Raw genomic sequence first — 18,534 nt, 5'->3', positions numbered from 1 at the left:
ATGCGTGTCATCCTCGTCGACGACGAATTCCTGGCGCGCGCGCTGCTGCGCGAATACCTGGCTGCTTATCCCGACATCGAGATCGTGGCCGAATGCGCGAACGGTTTCGAGGCGGTCAAGGCGATCGGCGAGCTGCAGCCGGACCTGGTCTTCCTCGACATCCAGATGCCGAAGCTCGACGGATTTGAAGTCGTCGAACTGGCGGGCGCACGCACGCAGTACGTGTTCGTGACCGCCTACGACCAGTTCGCGCTGAAGGCTTTCGAGGTGCGCGCGATCGACTACCTGCTGAAACCCTTCAGCCGCGAGCGGCTGGGACAGGCCCTGGCGAGCGCCAGGGAGCGCGCGACGCCGGCCGCGCAGGTCGAAGCGGTGGCGCAGGAGGCGGCGCGGCGCCACGGGCCGCTGGAGCGGATCCTGATCCGCGACGGCGCGCGCGTGCACGTGGTGCCGAGCGCCGGCATCGACTGGATCGAGGCGCAGGACGACTACGTTTCGATCAGCGCCGGCGGGCGTACCTACCTGAAGAACGGGCGCATGGCGGAACTGGAGCAGGGGCTCGATCCGTCGCTGTTCGTGCGCGTGCACCGCTCGTATATCGTCAAGGTCGGCGCGATCGAGCGCATCGAGGCGCCCACCAAGGACAGCTGGTGCGCGGTCCTGAAGGACGGCAAACGGGTGCCGGTCAGCCGCAGCGGCTACCAGAAGGTGCGCGACCTGATTGCCTGATCAGGTGAGGAGCCGGTCGACCTGCCACCAGCGCGGCAGCAGCTCGCGCACCGCCGGCTGGTCGAAACGGTCGTCGATCAGGTAGACCACGCCCTGATCGAGCTCGGTGCGGATCACGCGCCCGGCGGCCTGCACCACCTTCTGCAGGCCCGGATACAGATAGGTGTAATCGTAGCCGGCGCCGAACATCGCCTGCATGCGCGCCTTGAGCTGCTCGTTCACCGGGTTCAGTTGCGGCAGGCCGAGGGTGGCAACGAAAGCGCCGATCAGGCGCGCGCCCGGCAGGTCGATGCCTTCGCCAAAGGAGCCGCCCAGCACGGCGAAACCGATGCCGCGTCCGTCGGGGTGGAAGCGGTCGAGAAAAGCCGCGCGCTCAAGTTCGCTCATGCGCCGTTCCTGGCGCCAGACCGGCACCTCGGGATGCAGCTCGGCGAACAGGTTTGCCGCCTGCTCGAGGTAGTCGAAACTGCTGAAGAAGGCGAGGTAGTTGCCGGGCGCCTGCGCATACTGGCCGGCCATCAGGTGCGCGATCGGCGCCAGGGAAGCCGTGCGGTGCTGGTAGCGGGTCGAGATCCTGGCCGCAATGTGGACCTTCAGCTGGCCGGCACGGAAGGGCGACTCGACGTCCACCCAGCCCGTGTTCCCGGGCAGGCCGAGCAGGTCGGCGAAATAATGCCAGGGGCTGAGCGTGGCCGAGAACAGCGTCACCGAGTGCGCGCCCTCGAAGCGGGGCTTCAGGAAGGGCGCCGGCACCACGTTGCGGATGCAGAGCACGCTGTCCTTGCCCGTGCGCGTCAGGTCGACCAGGGAATGCTCGCCGAAGGATTCGGCCAGGCGCGCGAACTGCATCGCATCGAAATGAAAGCGCTGCAGGGCCGGGTCGAGCGGACCCGGTTGTTCGGCGACGAAGTCGTTGATGGTGCTGGTCGCGTTGGTCAGCGCGTTGAGCAGCTTCTCGCCGGGCGCATCGAGCACCTGGTAGGGCAGCGGGGCGGCTTCGTCGATCTCGCTCCAGACCTTTCCGATCTTGCTCAAGGCCTTTTTGATCAGGGGAGGTGCCGCCGCGCGGGCGGCGCGCAGGGCCACGCGATCGAGTTCGCAGGAGTACATCGAACGCGCCCGCGCCACCATGTTGTGTGCCTCGTCGACCAGCACGCTGGCGCGCCAGCCGTTGGCCTGGGCCAACGCGTACAGCATCGCGCTGCCGTCGAAATAATAGTTATAGTCGCCCACGACGACATCGGTCCAGCGCGCCATCTCGCTGCCGAGATAATAGGGGCAGACGTCGTGCGCGAGGCCGACCTCGCGCAGGGCGGCGCGGTCGAGCACCGGTACGCTCAACGCTGCCTGGCGCGCGGCGGGCAGGCGATCGTAAAAACCTTGCGCCAGGGGGCAGGAGTCGCCATGGCAGGCTTTGTCGGGGTGCTCGCAGGCCTTGTCGCGCGCGGTCAGTTCGAGCACGCGCAGCGGCAGATAGGGGGCGTGGGCGCGGATCGCCCCGGCGGCGTCGAGTGCCAGCTGGCGGCCCGGGGTCTTCGCGGCGAGGAAGAATATCTTGTCGATCCGTTGGGCAGGCGCCGCTTTCAGCACCGGGAACAGGCTGCCGATGGTCTTGCCGATGCCGGTCGGCGCCTGGGCCAGCAGGCAGCGGGAGCTAGCGTTCGCCTTGAATACGGTTTCAGCGAGCTGGCGCTGGCCCGGGCGGAAGTCCGCGTGCGGAAAGCGCAGCTCGGCAAGCGCCGCGTCGCGCGCTTCACGGTGGCGCAGTTCCTGTTCGGCCCATTCGACGAAGCGTCCGCAGGCTTCCTCGAACATGGTTTTCAGTTCAAGCGCGCTGCGCGTTTCGCGCAGGGAGGTCTCGAGGCCGCTGCCGATTTCGTAGTAGACGAGTGCGAGGTTGACTTGCTCCAGCCCGCGCGCGGCGCACAGCAGGTGGCCGTAGACGCGCAGCTGGGCCCAGTGCAGGTGGCGGTGGTTGTCCGGCATCGAGGATAGCTGGCCGCGGTAGGTCTTGATCTCTTCGATCAGGTTCTGCGCCGGGTCGTAGCCGTCGGCGCGGCCGCGCACGTGCAGCGGGCCATGGTCGCCCGCCAGCGTGACCTCGGTCTGGTAGCCTTCTCCGCGGCGCGCGGTGACGACGGCGTGGCCGGCGATGCCTTCCTGGGCGGTGGGAGAAGGCGTGAAGCGCAGGTCGAGGTCACCGCGTTTGGCCGTGAATTCGCACAGCGCCCGCACCGCCACGACATAACTCAAGCGGCCTGCTCCCACTGCAGGTAGCACACGGCGACCGGCATGTCGTGCGCCGCGCAGTAGTCGATCCAGCGCAGCTGGTTGTCCTGCAGGCGGTCGCCCGGCCCCTTTACTTCGATCATGCGGTAGCGCCCTTCGCCGGGGAAGAACTGGATCAGGTCGGGGAAGCCGCTGCGGTTTGCCTTCACGTCGGCCAGGATGCGCTCGCACCAGCGTTTCACGTGGGCGGCCGGGATGCACTCGAGCGCCAGTTCCAGCAGGGCGCGGTCGAGGTATTCCCACGACACGAAGGGCGACGAGATGCCGGCCTTTTCCTCGAAGTGGGCGAGGATGGTGGCGCGGTAGCGGCCATCGTCGCACTGGGCCAGGCAGTCGGCAAATTCCGCGGCGCGGCGCTGCTGGAAGTCGAGGCTGTACAAATCGGCCGGGCCGCGGTGGAAGGGGTGGAAGAAGGCGCCGGGAATGGCGGCGAAGACCGCGCGCCAGCACAGCAGGCCGAACAGGGCATTCGCCAGCGTGTTCTCGACATAGAAGACGGGCGCGGCCTCGCTGCCGAGGTGGTCGCGCACGGCGCCTTCGACCCAGGGACCATCGCCCGGCACCGGCAGGCAGACATCCAGGCGCACCGGCGCGGCCGGACGGCGGGCGATGGTCTTCGGGTGGCCGAGCTTGCGCGCCAGGCGCGGGCCTATCCGCAACAGGTGCTGGCGCTCGGCGTCGTTCTCCGGTTCCCGTTCGGCCTGCTGCAACAGCTGCCAGGCGTCGAGATAGCGCTCGGCCTTTTCCAGCACCCGGATCGCGCGACCGCGTGAACCCGGATAGCCGCAGCGCGTATAGACCTCGATGGCGCGTGTCCAGTCCTGCTGCTTCTCGAAATGCTGGCCGACCTGGAACAGGAATTTCAGGCGCCGGCTGTCGAGCCAGTCATTGTCGAAGGCGTCGATCGGCAGTTCCTTCAACACGTCCTCGATCGGTTCGAGACCGGCGTTGAAGCGCTCCTTGCAGGCGTGCAGCTGCAGGTAATGCTCGATGTCGCGCCGGTCGCGAAAGCCGCGCGAGGCAGGAGAGAACTCGACCTGTTCGAAACGGTAGACGCCGAGGTCGGCCAGCACGAACTCGGTCCAGTCCTGGCGCAGGTTGCCGAAGAAAATCAGGCGCAGGCGATCGCACAGCGGCTTGACCAAAATGCGCAGGGCGACGTCGCTGCAGCCGGCGTACCAGCTGGAAAAGGCGCGGCTCTCGCCGAAGGCCGCGCGCAGCGCTTCGAGCTGCTCGGCCTTGCGCGCACTTTTCTGCTGCAGATGGGCGCCGAAGGCGGCGGCGATCTCGGGCTTGGCCAGCAGGTCGAACAGTTCGTCGAGGCTGAGCACGGGGTCGAGTTCGATCCAGCCGCTGGGCAGCAAGGCGTGCGCGGCCTCGACCGGGCAGCCGATTTCCGCGTACTGCATTTTGCTGGCCCGGAACAGCTCGCCCTTGCGCATGACCATGCGCACGAACAGGGCGCGCGCTGGCTGGGGCAGCGTGGGGAAGGCGGCGATGAAGGCTTGCTCTTCGTCGGTCAGCAAGTCGCGATAGCGCTTGACGATCCAATCCAGGACACTCTGGAAGTTATCCAGGTAATAAAACTCGTTTTCCAGAACCCTGTTCATTTTTTGAGGCTACAACTGTGCTTATGTACAGTATAACCCCGAGTGCGTGAAGACCCAAGCCTTTCGGCCGCCTGGCCGGGCGGCCGTGGTTTTTTGCCACATCAGGGGCGGGTGGGCTTGGGCGGGCATTTGGCGCCCTTGCAGGCGCCGGCCGCTTCCCGCTCGCCGCGGTGGCGCTCGGACTGCTGGATGATGGCCGAGATCAGGGCGACGTCGCTGTCGACCGGGGCCTCGGCGCCCGTTGCGGCCTTGCGCGCCCTGGCCGCAGGTGCGGGTTTGGCCTCGGGTTTGGCTTCCGGCCTGGCTTTCACCACGCTGCCGGCGCGTGCCGGTTTCGCAGGATGCGGTGCCGGCCTGGCCGCCTTCCCGGGCTTTTTCTCGGCGGCGCTGCGCGGTGCGGTGCGGGCCGGTTCTGCCTTCACCGGTTTCTCCACCACGCTTTCCTGTGCGGGACGGGGCGCCGGCGCGACCGGTTTCGCGCCACTCAGTTCCTGCGGCGGCAGCATCACCAGCGGCGGCACGGTGCTGGCGACCGCCGTATCGCGCTTGCGCGCGGACTCGTCGACGATCACGGCCGTGCGCGGGGCCTCGACGACCGGCGCCGGTGCGGCCGCCGGCGGCGATTGCGGCGGCGGGACGGCGTCGGTCATCGCCGCCGGCGCCACGACCGCGTCGTGCCGCGCCTGCAGCTCCTGCACGCCCTTGTGGTTGTCCCAGGCGAGCCAGGCGATGCCCCCGGCGAGGACGCCGGCCAGCGCCGCCGCCGCTCCGTACCAGGCCAGCCGCACGCCCGACATGCGGGTGCCCATGCGGCGCGCCGAATCGCGTTCGAGCATCGCGAGAATATTCTCTTCTCCAGCGCCGCGGCGCGACGACATCAGGTTTGGTCTTGTCGAGCCTGCTTGATTTTCGTCTGTAGGGCGCACGGCATACCTCCTAAGATGGACGTTCCTGCCTCGATTAGAAACGCTCCGGGAAAATCCATGCTGATCTTCCAGGTCTTCGACAAGGGTGTACTGGACGACGCCGAAGGGCGCCAGATCGATTTCCGCAACACGATCATCATCCTGACCTCGAACACGGCGTCGAGTACGATGATGCAGGCTTGCCTGAACAAGACGCCGGCCGAGATGCCCAAGCCCGACGAACTGGCGCAGCTGATCCGTCCCCAGCTGATGAAGCAGTTCAAGCCGGCCTTCCTGGGACGCCTGGCGACCGTGCCTTTCTACCCGATTGCGGACGAGGTGCTGGCCAACATCATCCGCCTGAAACTGAACCGCATCGGCCAGCGCGTGCGCGACAACCATGGCGCGACGTTTGAATATGACGAGGCGCTGGTCAATGCCGTCCTCTCGCGCTGCACCGAGGTCGATTCCGGCGCACGCAATGTCGACACCATCCTGAACGGCACGCTGCTGCCCGAGATCGCCGACAGCGTGCTGGCGAAGATGGCCGAGGGCGGGGCGATCGCGCGCATCAAGGTCGGGGCGACCAGGGCGGGCAAGTTCAAGTACGCGATCGATGCAGCGGCCTGAGGCAGGGAGCGAACATGTTCAAGGTCGACACTTTACTCAAGCCGGTCAGCGCCGCTTCCCCTTGCGGCGAGGACCTCGCGTTCTCGCCCGAAATCGACGCGATCGCCCAGGCGCGCAAGGCCGACGATCCGTCGATCGAGCAGGGCGCCTGGGTCACGACGCTCAAGGAAGCGGACTGGAAGTTCGTGACCAAACGCTGCGCGCTGCTGCTGGAGACGCGCAGCAAGGACCTGCAGCTGGCCGTCTGGCTGGCCGAAGCGGGCGCGAAGACGGGCGGGCTGCGCAGCCTCGGCGACGCGCTGTCGGTCGTGGCCGCCCTGTGCGAGCGTTATTGGGGCGGTCTGTATCCGCAGCCCGACGAAGACGGCTACGAGCGGCGCATCGGCAACCTGTGCTGGATCGCGGCGCGCGTGCCGCAGCTGGTGACCGAATGTCCGGTGACCGAAGGCACGGCCATTTCGATGCGCGACATCGAAGCGGCGCGTGCCCATGGCGCCGAGGCGATCGCCAATGTCGAGGCGGCGCGCGGCAAGACCTCGAAAGGCTTCCAGCAAGCCTTGCTCGAGGACTGCGACCACTGCCTGGCTGCGCTGGCCGAGCTGGAAAAAGCGGTCGACACGCGCCTCGGCGCCGACGGTCCCGGCTTCAGCGGCGCACGCACGGCATTGCAGAACCTGGCGCATTTCGTCACGCCAGCCGCGGGCGCGGTCCTTGCCGCTGCTGCGACGGCGCCGGCGGCGCTGGCGCCATCAGGCGCCGTCGTTCCGGCGGCAGCGGCCTTGCCGGCCTTTGCCGGCGTAATCGCGAGTCGCGCCCAGGCGCTGGGCCAGCTGCGCGCGGTGGCCGACTACTTCCGCCAGACCGAGCCGCACAGCCCGGTCGCCTACCTGGCCGAGAAGGCGGCGCACTGGGGCGAGCAGCCGCTGCACCTGTGGCTGAAAGCAGTCGTGAAGGACGCGGGCGCGCTGGCCCATGTGGAGGAACTGCTGGGAATCGTGCGGGAAGAGCAGGGGTGAACGAGGAAGACAGGGCGGCGCAAGCCGCCCTGTCGGTTGACGATCTCTTACTGCGCAGGCTTGTCGCCTTGCTGTGCACCTGGCTGGGTGCCTGAAGCGGCCTTGTCCGCTCCCGGCGTGACGAGCGAAGAAGCCTTGGCGATCTGCTCCTCGACATTCTTGACCGCGTCGCGCGTGGCCTGGGTCACCTGCTCGTAGCCCTTGAAGGCATTCTCGATCGCGGCCTTGATGATCTCGACCGCGTTTTCCGAACCCGGTTTGACGTTTTGCGTGACGTCGTAGATCAGCGCCGACAGCGTGCTTTTCGCCTCGGCCACGTGGACGTCGGCGGCGCGGCGGAATTCGCTTTGCATCTCCTCGATAATCACCTTCATCTGGTCGCGGTACTCGACGCCGCCGGACATATCCGGGGTCATGCGCGCCGAGAGTGCGTCGAACGCGGCGCGGGCGTCGCGTGCCTGCGAGAGGTCGCGGCTGGCCTCGAGCGTCTTGTCCATGGTGCTGCGGGCGGTGGCCATGTTCAGGGCCATCACCTGCTCCAAACCCTTCACCGTCTTGTTGGCAAGCATGTCGAAGGTCTGCATTTGCAGGTCAAACAGGGTTTTGGTAGCGGATGCGAATTGTTCCGGACTCGTGAACATCAATGTCTCCTCGGTTTTGTCGTTAAAGCGATCGGCGACCTGCGGACTAACACGAGCGCCTAACAAATCCGCCATGGCTGCGTTGCATTCGTCTCGCCGTACCAGCGTACTGTCTTCGACGATGCGCCTTGCCCTGACGGTTTTGTTAGGTGCTCTAAACCTATTATTTAACAACGATGAGCTTTTCGCAACGGCTGTCCCGATAGGGGCTCCGAATGCCTTCATCGTGCCCCGAGCATACTCCATATCCTGCGCAGACCGGGCTTTGGCTTGCGCTTCCCACGATGGGAAGGTGTATCCTGCTTTCCGATAACAGGAGCGAACATGGAAGTATTGAATATCGGCGAAGCGGCCAAAGCCTCTGGCGTATCGAGCAAGATGATCCGCCATTACGAGTCCATCGGCCTGATCGATGCCGCCCGGCGCACCGATGCCGGCTACCGGCTGTATGCGCAGCGCGATGTGCAGGTGCTGCAATTCATCCACCGCGCGCGGGCGCTGGGCTTTTCGCTGGAACAGATCCGGGAATTGCTGGCCCTGTGGCAGGACAAGGCGCGCGCCAGCGCCGACGTACGGGCCTTGGCGCGCAGCCATATCGGAGAGCTGGAAAAGAAAATTGCCGAGATGGAGGCAATGAAGCGCACGCTGGCCAAGCTGGCGGCGTCCTGCCACGGCGACGAGCGCGCCGATTGCCCGATTCTCGACGACCTGGCGGCAGGATAGAAAGAGGGCGCACAACGCAAAACGCCGCAAACCTTTTGCAAGGATTGCGGCGTTTTGCGCCGGTCAGCCATCAACCAGAAAACTTTGGTGCCCACGGAGGGACTCGAACCCCCACACCTCGCGGCACATGGACCTGAACCATGCGCGTCTACCAATTCCGCCACGTGGGCCTACAAATACAACCAGGTACAACAAGATATTGCGGAGTACTGCCAGTAGATGGTGCCCACGGAGGGACTCGAACCCCCACACCTCGCGGCACATGGACCTGAACCATGCGCGTCTACCAATTCCGCCACGTGGGCACTGGTACTGCTCAATCTAACTACATGCTACCTTTGCAGTCCTGTGCTCGGGAGCACAGGCTACATGCTGATACTGCTGCGGACTTACTGCCAGTAGAGTGGTGCCCACGGAGGGACTCGAACCCCCACACCTCGCGGCACATGGACCTGAACCATGCGCGTCTACCAATTCCGCCACGTGGGCATTTCTGCTGCTGCAGCCAACACCATTCGGGTGATGAGTCCTGCGCTCGGGAGCACAGGCTACGTCGTCAAACGGTGAAGCTGATACAATATCAGGCTTTCCTGTTTTTCGCTAGATCAACTTTCGTCGCTCCAGCGCAGAAATCCTTTTACTGCCGCTGCTTTTCCTTCGCTTCACAATACTGTCGTTGCGAAAGAGCCGAGATTATAGCGGAAGGTTTGCAAAAGTCAAAGACCCGCCTGTCGAGGCCGCAGCATCGACGCGGGCACGCTTCGTTAGGCGAATCCTGTCGTCCTCCGTTACACTACGCCTGACAAGGTGTCAATCCAACCAGGGTGCCGGCCGGTCCGGAACCTCATTAATAAGAAATTCAAGAAAACGATTTGAAGCAACCTACTCATACTATTCCTAGCCGAGAGGAAATTCTCGGCGTGTTCCGTGATGCAGGCACGTCGCTCGATGCGACCACGCTCGCACGTGCCCTGAACGTCAAGAGCGCCGCCGAAGAAGTCCTCGGCCGCCGCCTGAATGCGATGGAACGCGATGGCCAGATCCGCAGCGGCGGCAACGGCACTTATTCTCTGGCAGACCAGAGCGGCTTCATCGCCGGCAAGGTCAGCGCCCACCGCGACGGCTTCGGCTTCGTCATCCCCGACGAGCCGGGCAACGACCTGTTCCTGAACGATAAGGAAATGCAGAAAGTGCTGCATGGCGACCGCGTGCTGGCGAAAGTCACCGGTACCGACCGCCGCGGGCGCCTGGAAGGCACGATCGTCGAAGTCGTCGAACGCGCCAATACCCATGTCATCGGGCGCCTGCTGAACGAAGGCGGCGTCTGGGTCGTCTCTCCCGAAGACCAGCGCATGAACCAGGACATCCTGGTCGCCGGCTCGCCGGGCAAGGCGAAGGCCGGCCAGGTCGTCAGCGTCGAGCTGATCGAGCAGCCGGCCCGCTTCCAGCAGCCGACCGGCCGCATCGTCGAAGTGCTCGGCGAACTGGACGACCCGGGCATGGAAATCGAGATCGCCGTGCGCAAGTTCGGCGTGCCGCACGTGTTCTCGCCGAACGCGCTCAAGCAGGCGAACAAGCTGCCGAACGAAGTGGTCGATGCCGACCTGGCCGACCGCGTCGACCTGCGCGACGTGCCGCTGGTGACGATCGACGGCGAAGACGCACGCGACTTCGACGATGCCGTGTATTGCGAGCCGGTCAAGATCGGCCGCGAGAACGGCTTCCGCCTGCTGGTCGCCATCGCCGACGTCAGCCACTATGTGAAGCCGAACGACGGCCTGGATGTCGACGCCATTGAGCGCAGCACCTCGGTCTATTTCCCGCGCCGCGTGATCCCGATGCTGCCGGAAAAGCTGTCGAACGGCCTGTGTTCGCTGAACCCGGCGGTCGACCGCCTGAGCCTGGTCTGCGACATGGTCGTCAGCAGCGATGGCGTCGTGCAGGCCTACCAGTTCTATCCGGCCGTGATCCACTCGGCCGCGCGCCTGACCTATAACCAGGTCGCCGATATCCTCAAGGATCCGCGCGGCGAAGAGGCGGGCCGCCGTCCGGCCATCGTGCCGCACCTGCAGAACCTGAACGGCGTGTTCCATGCCCTGCTGGCGGCACGCCAGGAGCGCGGCGCCATCGATTTCGAGACGACCGAGACCTATATCGTCTGCAATGCGATGGGCAAGATCGAAAAGATCATCCCGCGCACCCGCAACGATGCGCACCGCCTGATTGAAGAGTGCATGCTGGCCGCGAACGTCTGCGCCGCCGACCTGCTGATCCGCCACAAGCACCCGGGCACCTTCCGCATCCACGCCACGCCGACCGAGGAAAAGCTGAACCAGCTGCGTACCTTCCTCAAGATGACGGGCCTGAACCTGGGCGGCGGCCTGAAGCCGCAGGCGAGCGATTACGCAGCCCTGATGCGCGAGATCAAGGAGCGTCCGGACGCGACCCTGCTGCAGACCATGCTGCTGCGTTCGATGCAGCAAGCCGTCTACAGCCCGGACAACGTCGGCCACTTCGGCCTGGCCTACGAGGCCTATGCCCACTTCACCAGCCCGATCCGCCGTTATCCCGACCTGCTGACCCACCGCGCCATCAAGGCCGTGCTGGCGGGCAAGAAATACGAGCCGAAAGGAATCGACCTCGCCAAGCTGAACACGAACGTGTCGAACGCCACGCGCAAGCAGAAGGCGAAAGACAAGGCCGAAGGCAAGGCCAAGGACGAGAAGGACCTGACGATCTGGGACGCGCTCGGCGTGCACTGCTCGGCCAACGAGCGCCGCGCCGACGAGGCGTCGCGCGACGTCGAGAACTGGCTCAAGTGTTACTTCATGCAGGACAAGCTGGGCGAGTCCTTCACCGGCATCGTCGCCGGCGTGACGACCTTCGGCATCTTCGTCCAGCTCGACGAGCTGTATGTCGAAGGCCTGGTCCACGTGACGGGCCTGGGCGAAGATTATTTCCAGTACGACGAAGCGCGCCACCTGCTGCGCGGCGAGCGTACGGGTAAAACCTTCGGCCTGACCGACCGCGTCACCGTGCAGGTGGCCAAGGTCGACCTGGAAGCACGCAAGATCGACCTGGTGCTGGCGCAGGACGCCAATGCCGGCGCGGCGCCTGTGCAGCAACGCGAGCAGGGCGGCTCAAGCCGTCGTGGCGAGAACAAGTCGGACCGCAATCGCGGTGCGAACGCGCAGCCGGCAGCAGCGGCAGCGCCGGCGGCGCGCCAGGGCGGCAATGCCCTGGCCGAAGAAGGCAAGGGCAGCCGCTCGAAGCGTTCGCGCCGCGGACGCAAGGAGCGCGCGGCAGCACGCGAGCTGCGGCGCAACTGCCGCAAGCCGGGCAAGAGCAAGAGCAGGACCAGAGCCCAGCCCAGCCACAATTCGACGCTGCCGCCAACGGCGTCGAGGTGACGGGCGGCGGTAAATCCAAGCGTTCGCGCAAGGAGCGCAAGGAACGCGCCGCCGCGCGCGAGCTGGCGAATGCTGCACCGGCCCCGGTGGAGCAGCCAGCGGTGCAAGCCGCTGAGCCGATCGCCGATGCCGCGCAAGCGAAGCCCGCCCGCCGTTCGCGCAAACTGCCGGCCGCGCTCGACATGGGCGCCGTGGTAGCGCCGCAGCCGGTCCTGGAGCAGGCGCCGGCACCTGAGCCTGCAGCTGCGCCGGTTGCCGCCAAGCGTCCGCGCAAAGCCAAGGCAGTCGCCGAGGCGCCGGTCGAGGCAGTTGCTGTCGTTCAGGCCGAGCCCGAAGCAGCACCGAAACGCGCACGCCGCACCAAGGCAGCCGAAGCCGTGGCGCCGGTCGCCGTAGCGGATGAGGCGCCAGCCAAGCCGCGCCGCGCCCGTGCCGTCAAGGTCGAAGCAGCGCCGGCAGTGGAAGCTGCCGTGCCCGCCCCGGCAGCAAAAAAGAGCGTCGCCAAAAAGAGTGTCGCCAAAAAGAGTGTCGCCACCAAGCCCGCCGCCAAGACGGCGAGTGCACCATCCAAAACGAGCAGCAAGAAGAAAAGTAACGCATGAAGAATAAAATGATTTTCGGCTTCCACGCCGTGACCTCGCGCCTGCGCCATGAGGCGCAGTCGGTGGAAGAAATTTTCGTCGATGCCGAGCGCAACGACGCCCGCATGAAGGCCCTGATCGCCAACGCGAAAGAGGCGGGCGTGCGCGTCATGCCGGTCGAGGCCGCGCGCCTCGACAAGATCGTCGGCACCCGCCGGCACCAGGGCGTGATCGCCTTCGCCAGCCAGCTGGCGCTGGCGCGCAACCTTGACGAGCTGCTCGATGCAATCGAAGGTCCGCCGCTGCTGCTGATCCTCGACGGCATCACCGATCCGCACAACCTGGGCGCCTGCCTGCGCGTGGCCGACGGCGTCGGCGCGCACGCGGTCATCGTGCCGAAGGACCGCGCGGTCGGTCTGAACGCCACCGCCGCCAAGGTCGCCAGCGGCGCTGCCGAGACGGTTCCCTACATCACGGTGACGAACCTGGCGCGCACCATGCGCGAGCTGAAGGACCGCGGCATCTGGCTGATCGGCACGTCCGACGACGCCGACAAGGGCCTGTACGAAGCCGACTTCACCGGCCCGACGGCGCTGGTGATGGGTTCCGAAGGCGAGGGCATGCGCCGCCTGACGCGTGAGACCTGCGACCTGCTGGTCAGCATCCCGATGTTCGGCTCGGTCGAGAGCCTGAACGTCTCGGTCGCCTCGGGCGTCTGCCTGTACGAAGCGCGCCGCCAGCGCGGTATCAATGTCTGAAAGCCGGTGCTAAATCCTTAGCCTCGTTGCAAGCACTGTTTGACGCGTGGGCTCAAGAGCCCACCCTACGGTGCACAACAGTCGCTGGCTGTCGCGTAACGTAGGGTGGGCTCTTGAGCCCACGCGTATCAGCGCACAACGCATGCGCCGGCAACGGCCACGCCCGCCGTCGCGGGCAATCCCTCCAAATTGACCCCCTCCCAAGCAATGTGTAGCCGTATAAGCTACCATTTGCCCCTGTTTTCCTTCTGTACTTATTATGTTTTCCTCGTTGCGCGAAGATATCAAGAGCATCATCGAACGCGACCCGGCCGCCCGTAACGGCTGGGAAGTGCTGACCTGCTATCCAGGCCTGCACGCGATCGTCCTGCACAACTGGGCGCATGCCTGCTGGAACCTGAACCTGAAGTGGCTCGGCCGCTTCATTTCCTACCTCGCGCGCGTCATTACCGGCATCGAAATCCACCCCGGCGCGACCATCGGCCGGCGCGTCTTCATCGACCATGGCTTCGGCGTGGTCATCGGCGAAACCGCCGTCGTCGGCGACGACTGCACCATCTACCAGGGTGTCACCCTCGGCGGCACCACGCTGGTGGCCGGCACCAAGCGCCATCCGACGCTCGAGCGCGGCGTGATCGTCGGCGCCGGTGCCCAGGTGCTGGGCGCGTTCACGGTAGGGGAATTTGCGAAAGTCGGCTCGAATGCCGTGGTGGTGAAACCGGTCCCGGCAGGCGCCACCGCGGTCGGCAACCCGGCCCACATCATCCGCAAGGAAGACCAGTCGCGCAGCGCGCGCATGTTCGCGGCCTACGGCGTCGCGGCGAACGGAGACGATCCCGTTTCGAAAGCCCTGCGCGGCCTGATCGATCACGTGGCGCGCCAGGACGAGCAGCTCGAACGCCTGACGGCCACCATCAAGGCGGCCGGCATCGCCTGCCCGAACATGCTCGAGGGTGATAAACTCGATTCAGCCGAACTGAACCGGCTCGTCGATTAAGGAAGCCATGACTGAAGAAACAATCGCCGGCGTCGGTACGGCGCCCGTGCTCGACCCGTTCGAGATCCGCGTGCTGGCCGTGCTGGCCGAAAAAGAGGCGCTCACGCCGGACAATTATCCGATGTCGCTCAACGCCATCGTGAATGGCTGCAATCAATTGTCGAGCCGCGATCCGGTGATGCAGCTGTCCGAAGACACGGTGCAGGACACCCTGCAGCGCCTGATCGAGCGGCGCCTGGTGAGCGGCATCAGCGCCGCCGGCGCCCGGGTCACGAAATACGAGCACCGGATGCGCATCAAATGGACGCTCGAGCAGGACAAGGTGGCGGTCCTGACCGTGCTGATGCTGCGCGGCCTGCAGACCGCCGGCGAGATCCGCACCCGCACCGGCCGCCTGCACGAGTTCAAGTCGGTGGCCGACGTCGAGGCGACGCTGCAGTTCCTGATCGATAAATATCCGCCGCTGGTGGCGAAACTGGAGCGCGCGCCCGGCACCAAGGAATCGCGCTACGGCCAGCTGCTGGGCGGCGAGATCTCCACCGCCCGCGACGACTCGGCATTCGGCAGCGCCGCCGCCCCGGCGGCGCCATCCTCCCGCATCGGCCAGCTGGAAGAGGAAGTCGCCGCAGTGCGCGCCGAACTTGAAGAGCTCAAGGCGCAGTTCGAGGCGTTTCGCCAGCAGTTCCAGTAGGCGCCGCGGGCGAGGCGGGCGGGGCCGTGCCGAATTCCAGTTCCACCAGCGCCTCGTCGCTCCATTCGGCGTCGCTCAGGCCTACGAGGAAGTGTTTTTTTCCGGTCTCCAGTACCATGCTGCGCCCACCTTCGCGCAACGTGGCTGCGAGGATCGATGTCTCGGTATTAAAGCGGAACCCTGCGCGGCGTTCCTTTTCCGAGAAAAAGTTGCACCAGTCCCGGTTCAACAGCACGCTGTTCAGTGTCAGCACCCAGAACAGGGGAATTTCTTCCTTCGCGATCGCAACCGTGACCTTGCATTCCAGGCGCAGGTCGCCCAGACGCCGCATATTGTCCGGCAAGCCGGGCGTACGCACCTCCGGCACGATCCGATAGTCCTTGCGCTTCTGGTTCAGCACCAGTTCGCCCCCGGCGTCGAGCGCCGCTTCGCTGCGGGGCACCGTGAAGCGGTTACTGGTGTCGAGCGCCAGCGGCAGGATGAAATCGTGCTCGCGTTCGATGCGTACGGTCGGCTGTTCGGGCAGCCCGGAATCATGGCGTGCTTCGATCCGGAAACGCAGCGCAGGAATGTTCGGGGCCAGCGCATGGTGCCGCTCAAAGCTGTCGAGGCCTGCCAGGATCGCCTTGTACTTGCGCAGCTCCGGATGACGCAGGGCGTTGACGTGGATCGTCGAGGGCTCATCGACCCCTGGCACCGCCGCGGCCGGGCCGCAGAGGAGCAGGGAGCCGAGCGCACATGCAAGCAATGTGCGCCGCATGCTTAACCCTCGTCGCGCCAGCGGCGCAGGCGGATCGCCGCGAAGATCATCGCCACGCCGGCCAGCACGCCAGCCCAGAGTTCAGGCTTGGACAGCGTCGACCATGAGTAGGCGAGCATCGTCATCATGTCGACGCCTTGATGGGTCGGCATCGGCAGGTCGCCGCCGGCGTTCATGAACCAGGTTCCGGGAATCAAGCCGAGCAGGATCGCCTCCAGCACCTTTTGGACGGCATGGCCGATGTTGAGGGCCGGCCCCTGGTAGGTCATCGCGATCAGGTATTCGAGCCACTTCAGCAGCACGGCGGTGATCAGCGGCACGCCGACGGCCCACAGGAAGACCTTCGATTTGGCCCAGCTCGACACCAGCAGCAGCCAGCCGGCAGTCGGCAGCGCCCACAGGATGTAGACCGGCACCATGCCGACCAGGTACAGCGGTGCGAGGTAGAAATTCACGTTGGTCAGCACCGGGCCGAACAGGCTGATCCCGAGATGGCTTGCCGCAAGCGCTCCGAGGAACCAGATCGCCAGCGCCGCGGCGGTCGCCACGCCGATCGTGATCATGGGCGCCACCACCAGGACCGTGACCAGCTTCGACAGCACGGTATCGGCGTCCGAGATCGGCAGCGACTTCCAGAACAGGATGCTGCGGTCGCGCCGGTCGTCGTAGAGCGCGGCCAGGCAGTAGAAGAAGGCCACGACCGGCAACACGACGAAGATCGGCGCGCCGACGGCGATGTAGTTATTCGCGGCCATGCTCGCCACCTCGGCACGCTTCTCGCTCGTCATGACGTTCGCGATCGAGGTGTGGTGTACTTCCTCGCCGTCGACCCGGATGCTGACGTTGTCGGCGGCCATCTTGCCGCTTGCGACGCCGTAGCCGAGCACGCCGCCCACCAGCACCACCATGATGATCGCGGCAATCAGCGGCGCCCAGACAAACCCTCCCTTGTGCTCCCAGAACTCGCGGCGGAGCAGCCATTTCATCGTATTCATGCGTAGGTTCCTTTCATGGTTGCCACGAACAGGTCGGCGACGCTCGGATTGCGCGTTTCGCCGAGGGCCGAGAGCTGGGCGCGCGAGACGCCGCCGGCGCGGGCCGAGTCGAACAGCATCACGTTCTTGCCGAACACGGTGCGCTGGTCGAGCGGCTGCAGCGCGTTGGCGGCATTCACCTTGTCGGCCGCCACCATCACTTCGACATAGCGCTCGCCGACTTCGTCCATCGAGGCGGCCAGCACGATCTTGCCGTCGCGGATGAACAGCAGGTCGGTCAGGATGTGCTCGACTTCCTCGACCTGGTGCGTGGTGATGATGATGGTCTTGTTCTCGTCAAAATAGTCTTCCAGCAGGTTCTGGTAGAACTGCTTGCGGTAGATGATGTCGAGGCCCAGGGTCGGCTCGTCGAGCACGAGCAGCTTGGCGTCGATCGCCATCACCAGGGCCAGGTGCAGCTGGACGATCATGCCCTTCGACATTTCCTTGACCTTCATGGTCGGACGCAGGCGGGTGTTGGCGATGTATTTTTCGGCCCGCGAGCGGTCGAAGCGCGGATGGACGCCGGCCACGAAGTCGATCGCGTCCATCACGCGCAGCCAGCGCGGCAGGATGGCGACGTCGGCGATGAAGCACACGTCCTGCATCAGGGCGTCGCGCTGGGTGCGCGGATCCTTGCCCATGACCGTCAGTTCGCCGTCGAAGGGGATCAGGCCGAGCGCCGCCTTCAGGGTCGTGGTCTTGCCCGAACCGTTGGGGCCGATCAGCCCGACGATGCGTCCGGCCGGGATATCGAAATCGATGCCGTCGATGGCGGTCTGCTTGCCGTAGCGCTTGGTCAGGCCACGGGCGGAAATCACGGCGCTCATGCTGAACCTCCCGGCTGCGTGGTGTGCAGCAGCTGTTCGACGTTCAGGCCCAGCAGGCGGATGCGTTCCACCATGGCCGGCCACTCTTCGCGCAGGAAGCGCTCGCGTTCGCTTGCAAGCAGTTTCTCGCTCGCTCCTTCAGTCACGTACATGCCAATCCCCCTTCGTTTTTCTACTAGGTTTTCGTCCACCAGTTCCTGGTATGCCTTGGAAACGGTGATCGGGTTCAGTTGGTACTCGGCCGCGATCTGGCGAACCGAGGGCAGGGCGTCGCCGGCCTTCAGGATGCCGTCGAGCATCATATCGATGACCCGGTCCTTCAGCTGGCGGTAAATGGGTGCGTTGTCGTTCCAGCCGATGTTCATGGATGGCCTCCCTGTCGCTCGGCTGCTGCAGCATGCTCAATCATCTCTGGCTCCTGTGTTGATCGAATGCGGTGGTGTTGTAGTGAAGTATGACACCAGCACTTTTCGGCGAAACCGGAATGCGATGAACTGCAAAAAAGCGGCACTGAACGGCGCAAAGCGCATGGCAAGCCGAACGCGACAGTGCTCGACGCACAACCCGGCCGTGCCCATCAGGCTGTGCGGCGCGCTCATGGCTCGCGCATGCCGACATGATAGAGAAAATTTCTTGTTAAAAACTAACGAACTGTTACAAATGGCACCAGCACGCAGGCTGGCAGGCTACCCCCAATATGCACATGAATCTGCTTCAAAAGGTTCGTTTAGGAAACAGTTAGGCTTCGTTATCCCCGCAGGGAAATTGTTTCATCTCATTTGGGTACGTTTCCAGCATGAATCGTATCGAGCGCCGCTGTTGAGAAAAATGTGTGAAAATCAATTATCAAAATTTCTTGTATTTTTTGCATCATCACATTGCGTGTCGCATAGGCGAACGGTGTAGTTCGCCCCAATAAGTGCTCAAGGA

17 protein-coding genes, 3 tRNA genes and 1 pseudogene are annotated in these 18,534 nt (G+C 65.0%); 10 read left to right on the top strand and 11 right to left on the bottom strand.

The window, feature by feature from the left end; translation table 11 throughout:
* Positions 1–729 (top strand): LytR/AlgR family response regulator transcription factor, encoded by a 729-nt coding sequence (locus tag LPB04_RS20440; RefSeq protein WP_193686292.1) that lies wholly within the window; start codon positions 1–3, stop codon positions 727–729.
* Here the strand turns inward: LPB04_RS20440 and LPB04_RS20435 are convergent, their stop codons facing one another.
* The 3 genes from LPB04_RS20435 to LPB04_RS20425 form a co-directional block, all read right to left on the bottom strand.
* Positions 730–2,982: an ATP-dependent DNA helicase gene (locus tag LPB04_RS20435; protein ID WP_193686291.1), complete on the bottom strand. Its 2,253-nt coding sequence runs from the start codon at positions 2,980–2,982 to the stop codon at positions 730–732.
* Complete coding sequence (locus LPB04_RS20430) at positions 2,979–4,628, bottom strand: VRR-NUC domain-containing protein (protein WP_193686290.1); 1,650 nt, start codon at positions 4,626–4,628, stop codon at positions 2,979–2,981. Before LPB04_RS20430 ends, LPB04_RS20435 begins: the two co-directional genes overlap by 4 nt.
* Before the next feature lie 101 nt (positions 4,629–4,729).
* Positions 4,730–5,506 carry a hypothetical protein gene (locus tag LPB04_RS20425; RefSeq protein WP_193686289.1) on the bottom strand — a complete coding sequence of 259 codons (777 nt, stop codon included), beginning with the start codon at positions 5,504–5,506 and terminating at the stop codon, positions 4,730–4,732.
* Positions 5,507–5,614: 108 nt separating this feature from the next.
* Here LPB04_RS20425 and LPB04_RS20420 point away from each other — a divergent pair.
* Positions 5,615–6,163 (top strand): annotated as a pseudogene (locus LPB04_RS20420) (AAA family ATPase); the annotation flags it as partial.
* Positions 6,164–6,177: 14 nt separating this feature from the next.
* Positions 6,178–7,179, top strand: coding sequence for a type VI secretion system protein TssA (gene tssA, locus LPB04_RS20415; protein ID WP_193686287.1), 1,002 nt, complete (start codon positions 6,178–6,180; stop codon positions 7,177–7,179).
* A 47-nt stretch (positions 7,180–7,226) separates the two neighbouring features.
* Here the strand turns inward: tssA and LPB04_RS20410 are convergent, their stop codons facing one another.
* Positions 7,227–7,820: a phasin family protein gene (locus LPB04_RS20410; protein ID WP_193686286.1), complete on the bottom strand. Its 594-nt coding sequence runs from the start codon at positions 7,818–7,820 to the stop codon at positions 7,227–7,229.
* Positions 7,821–8,153: 333 nt separating this feature from the next.
* Here LPB04_RS20410 and cueR point away from each other — a divergent pair, with 333 nt between their 5' ends.
* Positions 8,154–8,543: a Cu(I)-responsive transcriptional regulator gene (gene cueR, locus LPB04_RS20405; RefSeq protein ID WP_193689117.1), complete on the top strand. Its 390-nt coding sequence runs from the start codon at positions 8,154–8,156 to the stop codon at positions 8,541–8,543.
* Positions 8,544–8,628: 85 nt separating this feature from the next.
* Here the strand turns inward: cueR and LPB04_RS20400 are convergent.
* The 3 genes from LPB04_RS20400 to LPB04_RS20390 form a co-directional block, all read right to left on the bottom strand.
* Positions 8,629–8,713: transfer RNA gene (locus LPB04_RS20400), tRNA-Leu, on the bottom strand.
* Between the two features lie 50 nt (positions 8,714–8,763).
* Positions 8,764–8,848, bottom strand: a tRNA-Leu gene (locus tag LPB04_RS20395).
* 99 nt (positions 8,849–8,947) lie between these two features.
* Positions 8,948–9,032 (bottom strand) — tRNA-Leu (locus LPB04_RS20390).
* Between the two features lie 383 nt (positions 9,033–9,415).
* On the opposite strand from LPB04_RS20390, the gene rnr reads away from it, so the two are divergent.
* From rnr to LPB04_RS20365, 5 genes are all read left to right on the top strand, one after another.
* Positions 9,416–11,953, top strand: a complete 2,538-nt coding sequence (gene rnr, locus LPB04_RS20385) for a ribonuclease R (protein WP_193686285.1) — start codon at positions 9,416–9,418, stop codon at positions 11,951–11,953.
* Positions 11,950–12,555: a hypothetical protein gene (locus LPB04_RS20380; protein ID WP_193686284.1), complete on the top strand. Its 606-nt coding sequence runs from the start codon at positions 11,950–11,952 to the stop codon at positions 12,553–12,555. The genes rnr and LPB04_RS20380 overlap by 4 nt, the downstream gene beginning before the upstream one ends.
* Positions 12,552–13,292, top strand: a complete 741-nt coding sequence (gene rlmB, locus LPB04_RS20375) for a 23S rRNA (guanosine(2251)-2'-O)-methyltransferase RlmB (protein WP_193686283.1) — start codon at positions 12,552–12,554, stop codon at positions 13,290–13,292. Before LPB04_RS20380 ends, rlmB begins: the two co-directional genes overlap by 4 nt.
* A 259-nt stretch (positions 13,293–13,551) precedes the next feature.
* Positions 13,552–14,289: a serine O-acetyltransferase gene (gene cysE / locus LPB04_RS20370; RefSeq protein ID WP_193686282.1), complete on the top strand. Its 738-nt coding sequence runs from the start codon at positions 13,552–13,554 to the stop codon at positions 14,287–14,289.
* 7 nt (positions 14,290–14,296) lie between these two features.
* Entirely contained in the window at positions 14,297–14,980 is a 684-nt protein-coding gene (locus LPB04_RS20365; RefSeq protein WP_193686281.1) for a YceH family protein, read from the top strand.
* Here LPB04_RS20365 and LPB04_RS20360 read toward each other — a convergent pair.
* From LPB04_RS20360 to LPB04_RS20345, 4 genes are read right to left on the bottom strand one after another with little or no spacing between them, the layout of a single operon-like run.
* The gene (locus tag LPB04_RS20360) at positions 14,940–15,740 is read right to left on the bottom strand and encodes a hypothetical protein (RefSeq protein WP_193686280.1); all 801 of its coding nucleotides are present in this window, start codon (positions 15,738–15,740) and stop codon (positions 14,940–14,942) included. The genes LPB04_RS20365 and LPB04_RS20360 overlap by 41 nt on opposite strands.
* A 2-nt stretch (positions 15,741–15,742) precedes the next feature.
* A complete protein-coding gene (locus LPB04_RS20355) occupies positions 15,743–16,735 on the bottom strand; it encodes an ABC transporter permease subunit (protein ID WP_193686279.1) in 993 nt (330 codons plus the stop codon).
* Positions 16,732–17,604 (bottom strand): ABC transporter ATP-binding protein, encoded by an 873-nt coding sequence (locus tag LPB04_RS20350; RefSeq protein ID WP_193686278.1) that lies wholly within the window; start codon positions 17,602–17,604, stop codon positions 16,732–16,734. Before LPB04_RS20350 ends, LPB04_RS20355 begins: the two co-directional genes overlap by 4 nt.
* Positions 17,601–17,969 (bottom strand): GntR family transcriptional regulator, encoded by a 369-nt coding sequence (locus LPB04_RS20345; RefSeq protein WP_193686277.1) that lies wholly within the window; start codon positions 17,967–17,969, stop codon positions 17,601–17,603. Before LPB04_RS20345 ends, LPB04_RS20350 begins: the two co-directional genes overlap by 4 nt.
* Here LPB04_RS20345 and LPB04_RS20340 point away from each other — a divergent pair.
* Positions 17,968–18,510: a hypothetical protein gene (locus LPB04_RS20340; protein WP_193686276.1), complete on the top strand. Its 543-nt coding sequence runs from the start codon at positions 17,968–17,970 to the stop codon at positions 18,508–18,510. The genes LPB04_RS20345 and LPB04_RS20340 overlap by 2 nt on opposite strands.
* Positions 18,511–18,534: the final 24 nt, after the last annotated feature.

Origin of the sequence: Massilia litorea, assembly GCF_015101885.1 — a bacterium.
Taxonomy (GTDB): domain Bacteria; phylum Pseudomonadota; class Gammaproteobacteria; order Burkholderiales; family Burkholderiaceae_D; genus Telluria; species Telluria litorea.
The sequence above is the reverse complement of the archived record's forward strand: the minus strand, read 5'-3'. Positions and strand labels throughout refer to the sequence as shown.

Coding starts and splice junctions, on each gene's coding strand:
- LPB04_RS20440 (WP_193686292.1), top strand. CDS start 1: ATGCGTGTCATCCTCGTCGACGACGAATTCCTGGCGCGCGCGCTGCTG.
- LPB04_RS20430 (WP_193686290.1), bottom strand. CDS start 4,628: ATGAACAGGGTTCTGGAAAACGAGTTTTATTACCTGGATAACTTCCAG.
- LPB04_RS20425 (WP_193686289.1), bottom strand. CDS start 5,506: ATGTCGTCGCGCCGCGGCGCTGGAGAAGAGAATATTCTCGCGATGCTC.
- tssA (WP_193686287.1), top strand. CDS start 6,178: ATGTTCAAGGTCGACACTTTACTCAAGCCGGTCAGCGCCGCTTCCCCT.
- LPB04_RS20410 (WP_193686286.1), bottom strand. CDS start 7,820: ATGTTCACGAGTCCGGAACAATTCGCATCCGCTACCAAAACCCTGTTT.
- rlmB (WP_193686283.1), top strand. CDS start 12,552: ATGAAGAATAAAATGATTTTCGGCTTCCACGCCGTGACCTCGCGCCTG.
- cysE (WP_193686282.1), top strand. CDS start 13,552: ATGTTTTCCTCGTTGCGCGAAGATATCAAGAGCATCATCGAACGCGAC.
- LPB04_RS20365 (WP_193686281.1), top strand. CDS start 14,297: ATGACTGAAGAAACAATCGCCGGCGTCGGTACGGCGCCCGTGCTCGAC.
- LPB04_RS20360 (WP_193686280.1), bottom strand. CDS start 15,740: ATGCGGCGCACATTGCTTGCATGTGCGCTCGGCTCCCTGCTCCTCTGC.
- LPB04_RS20355 (WP_193686279.1), bottom strand. CDS start 16,735: ATGAATACGATGAAATGGCTGCTCCGCCGCGAGTTCTGGGAGCACAAG.
- LPB04_RS20350 (WP_193686278.1), bottom strand. CDS start 17,604: ATGAGCGCCGTGATTTCCGCCCGTGGCCTGACCAAGCGCTACGGCAAG.
- LPB04_RS20340 (WP_193686276.1), top strand. CDS start 17,968: ATGGATGGCCTCCCTGTCGCTCGGCTGCTGCAGCATGCTCAATCATCT.
- LPB04_RS20345 (WP_193686277.1), bottom strand. CDS start 17,969: ATGAACATCGGCTGGAACGACAACGCACCCATTTACCGCCAGCTGAAG.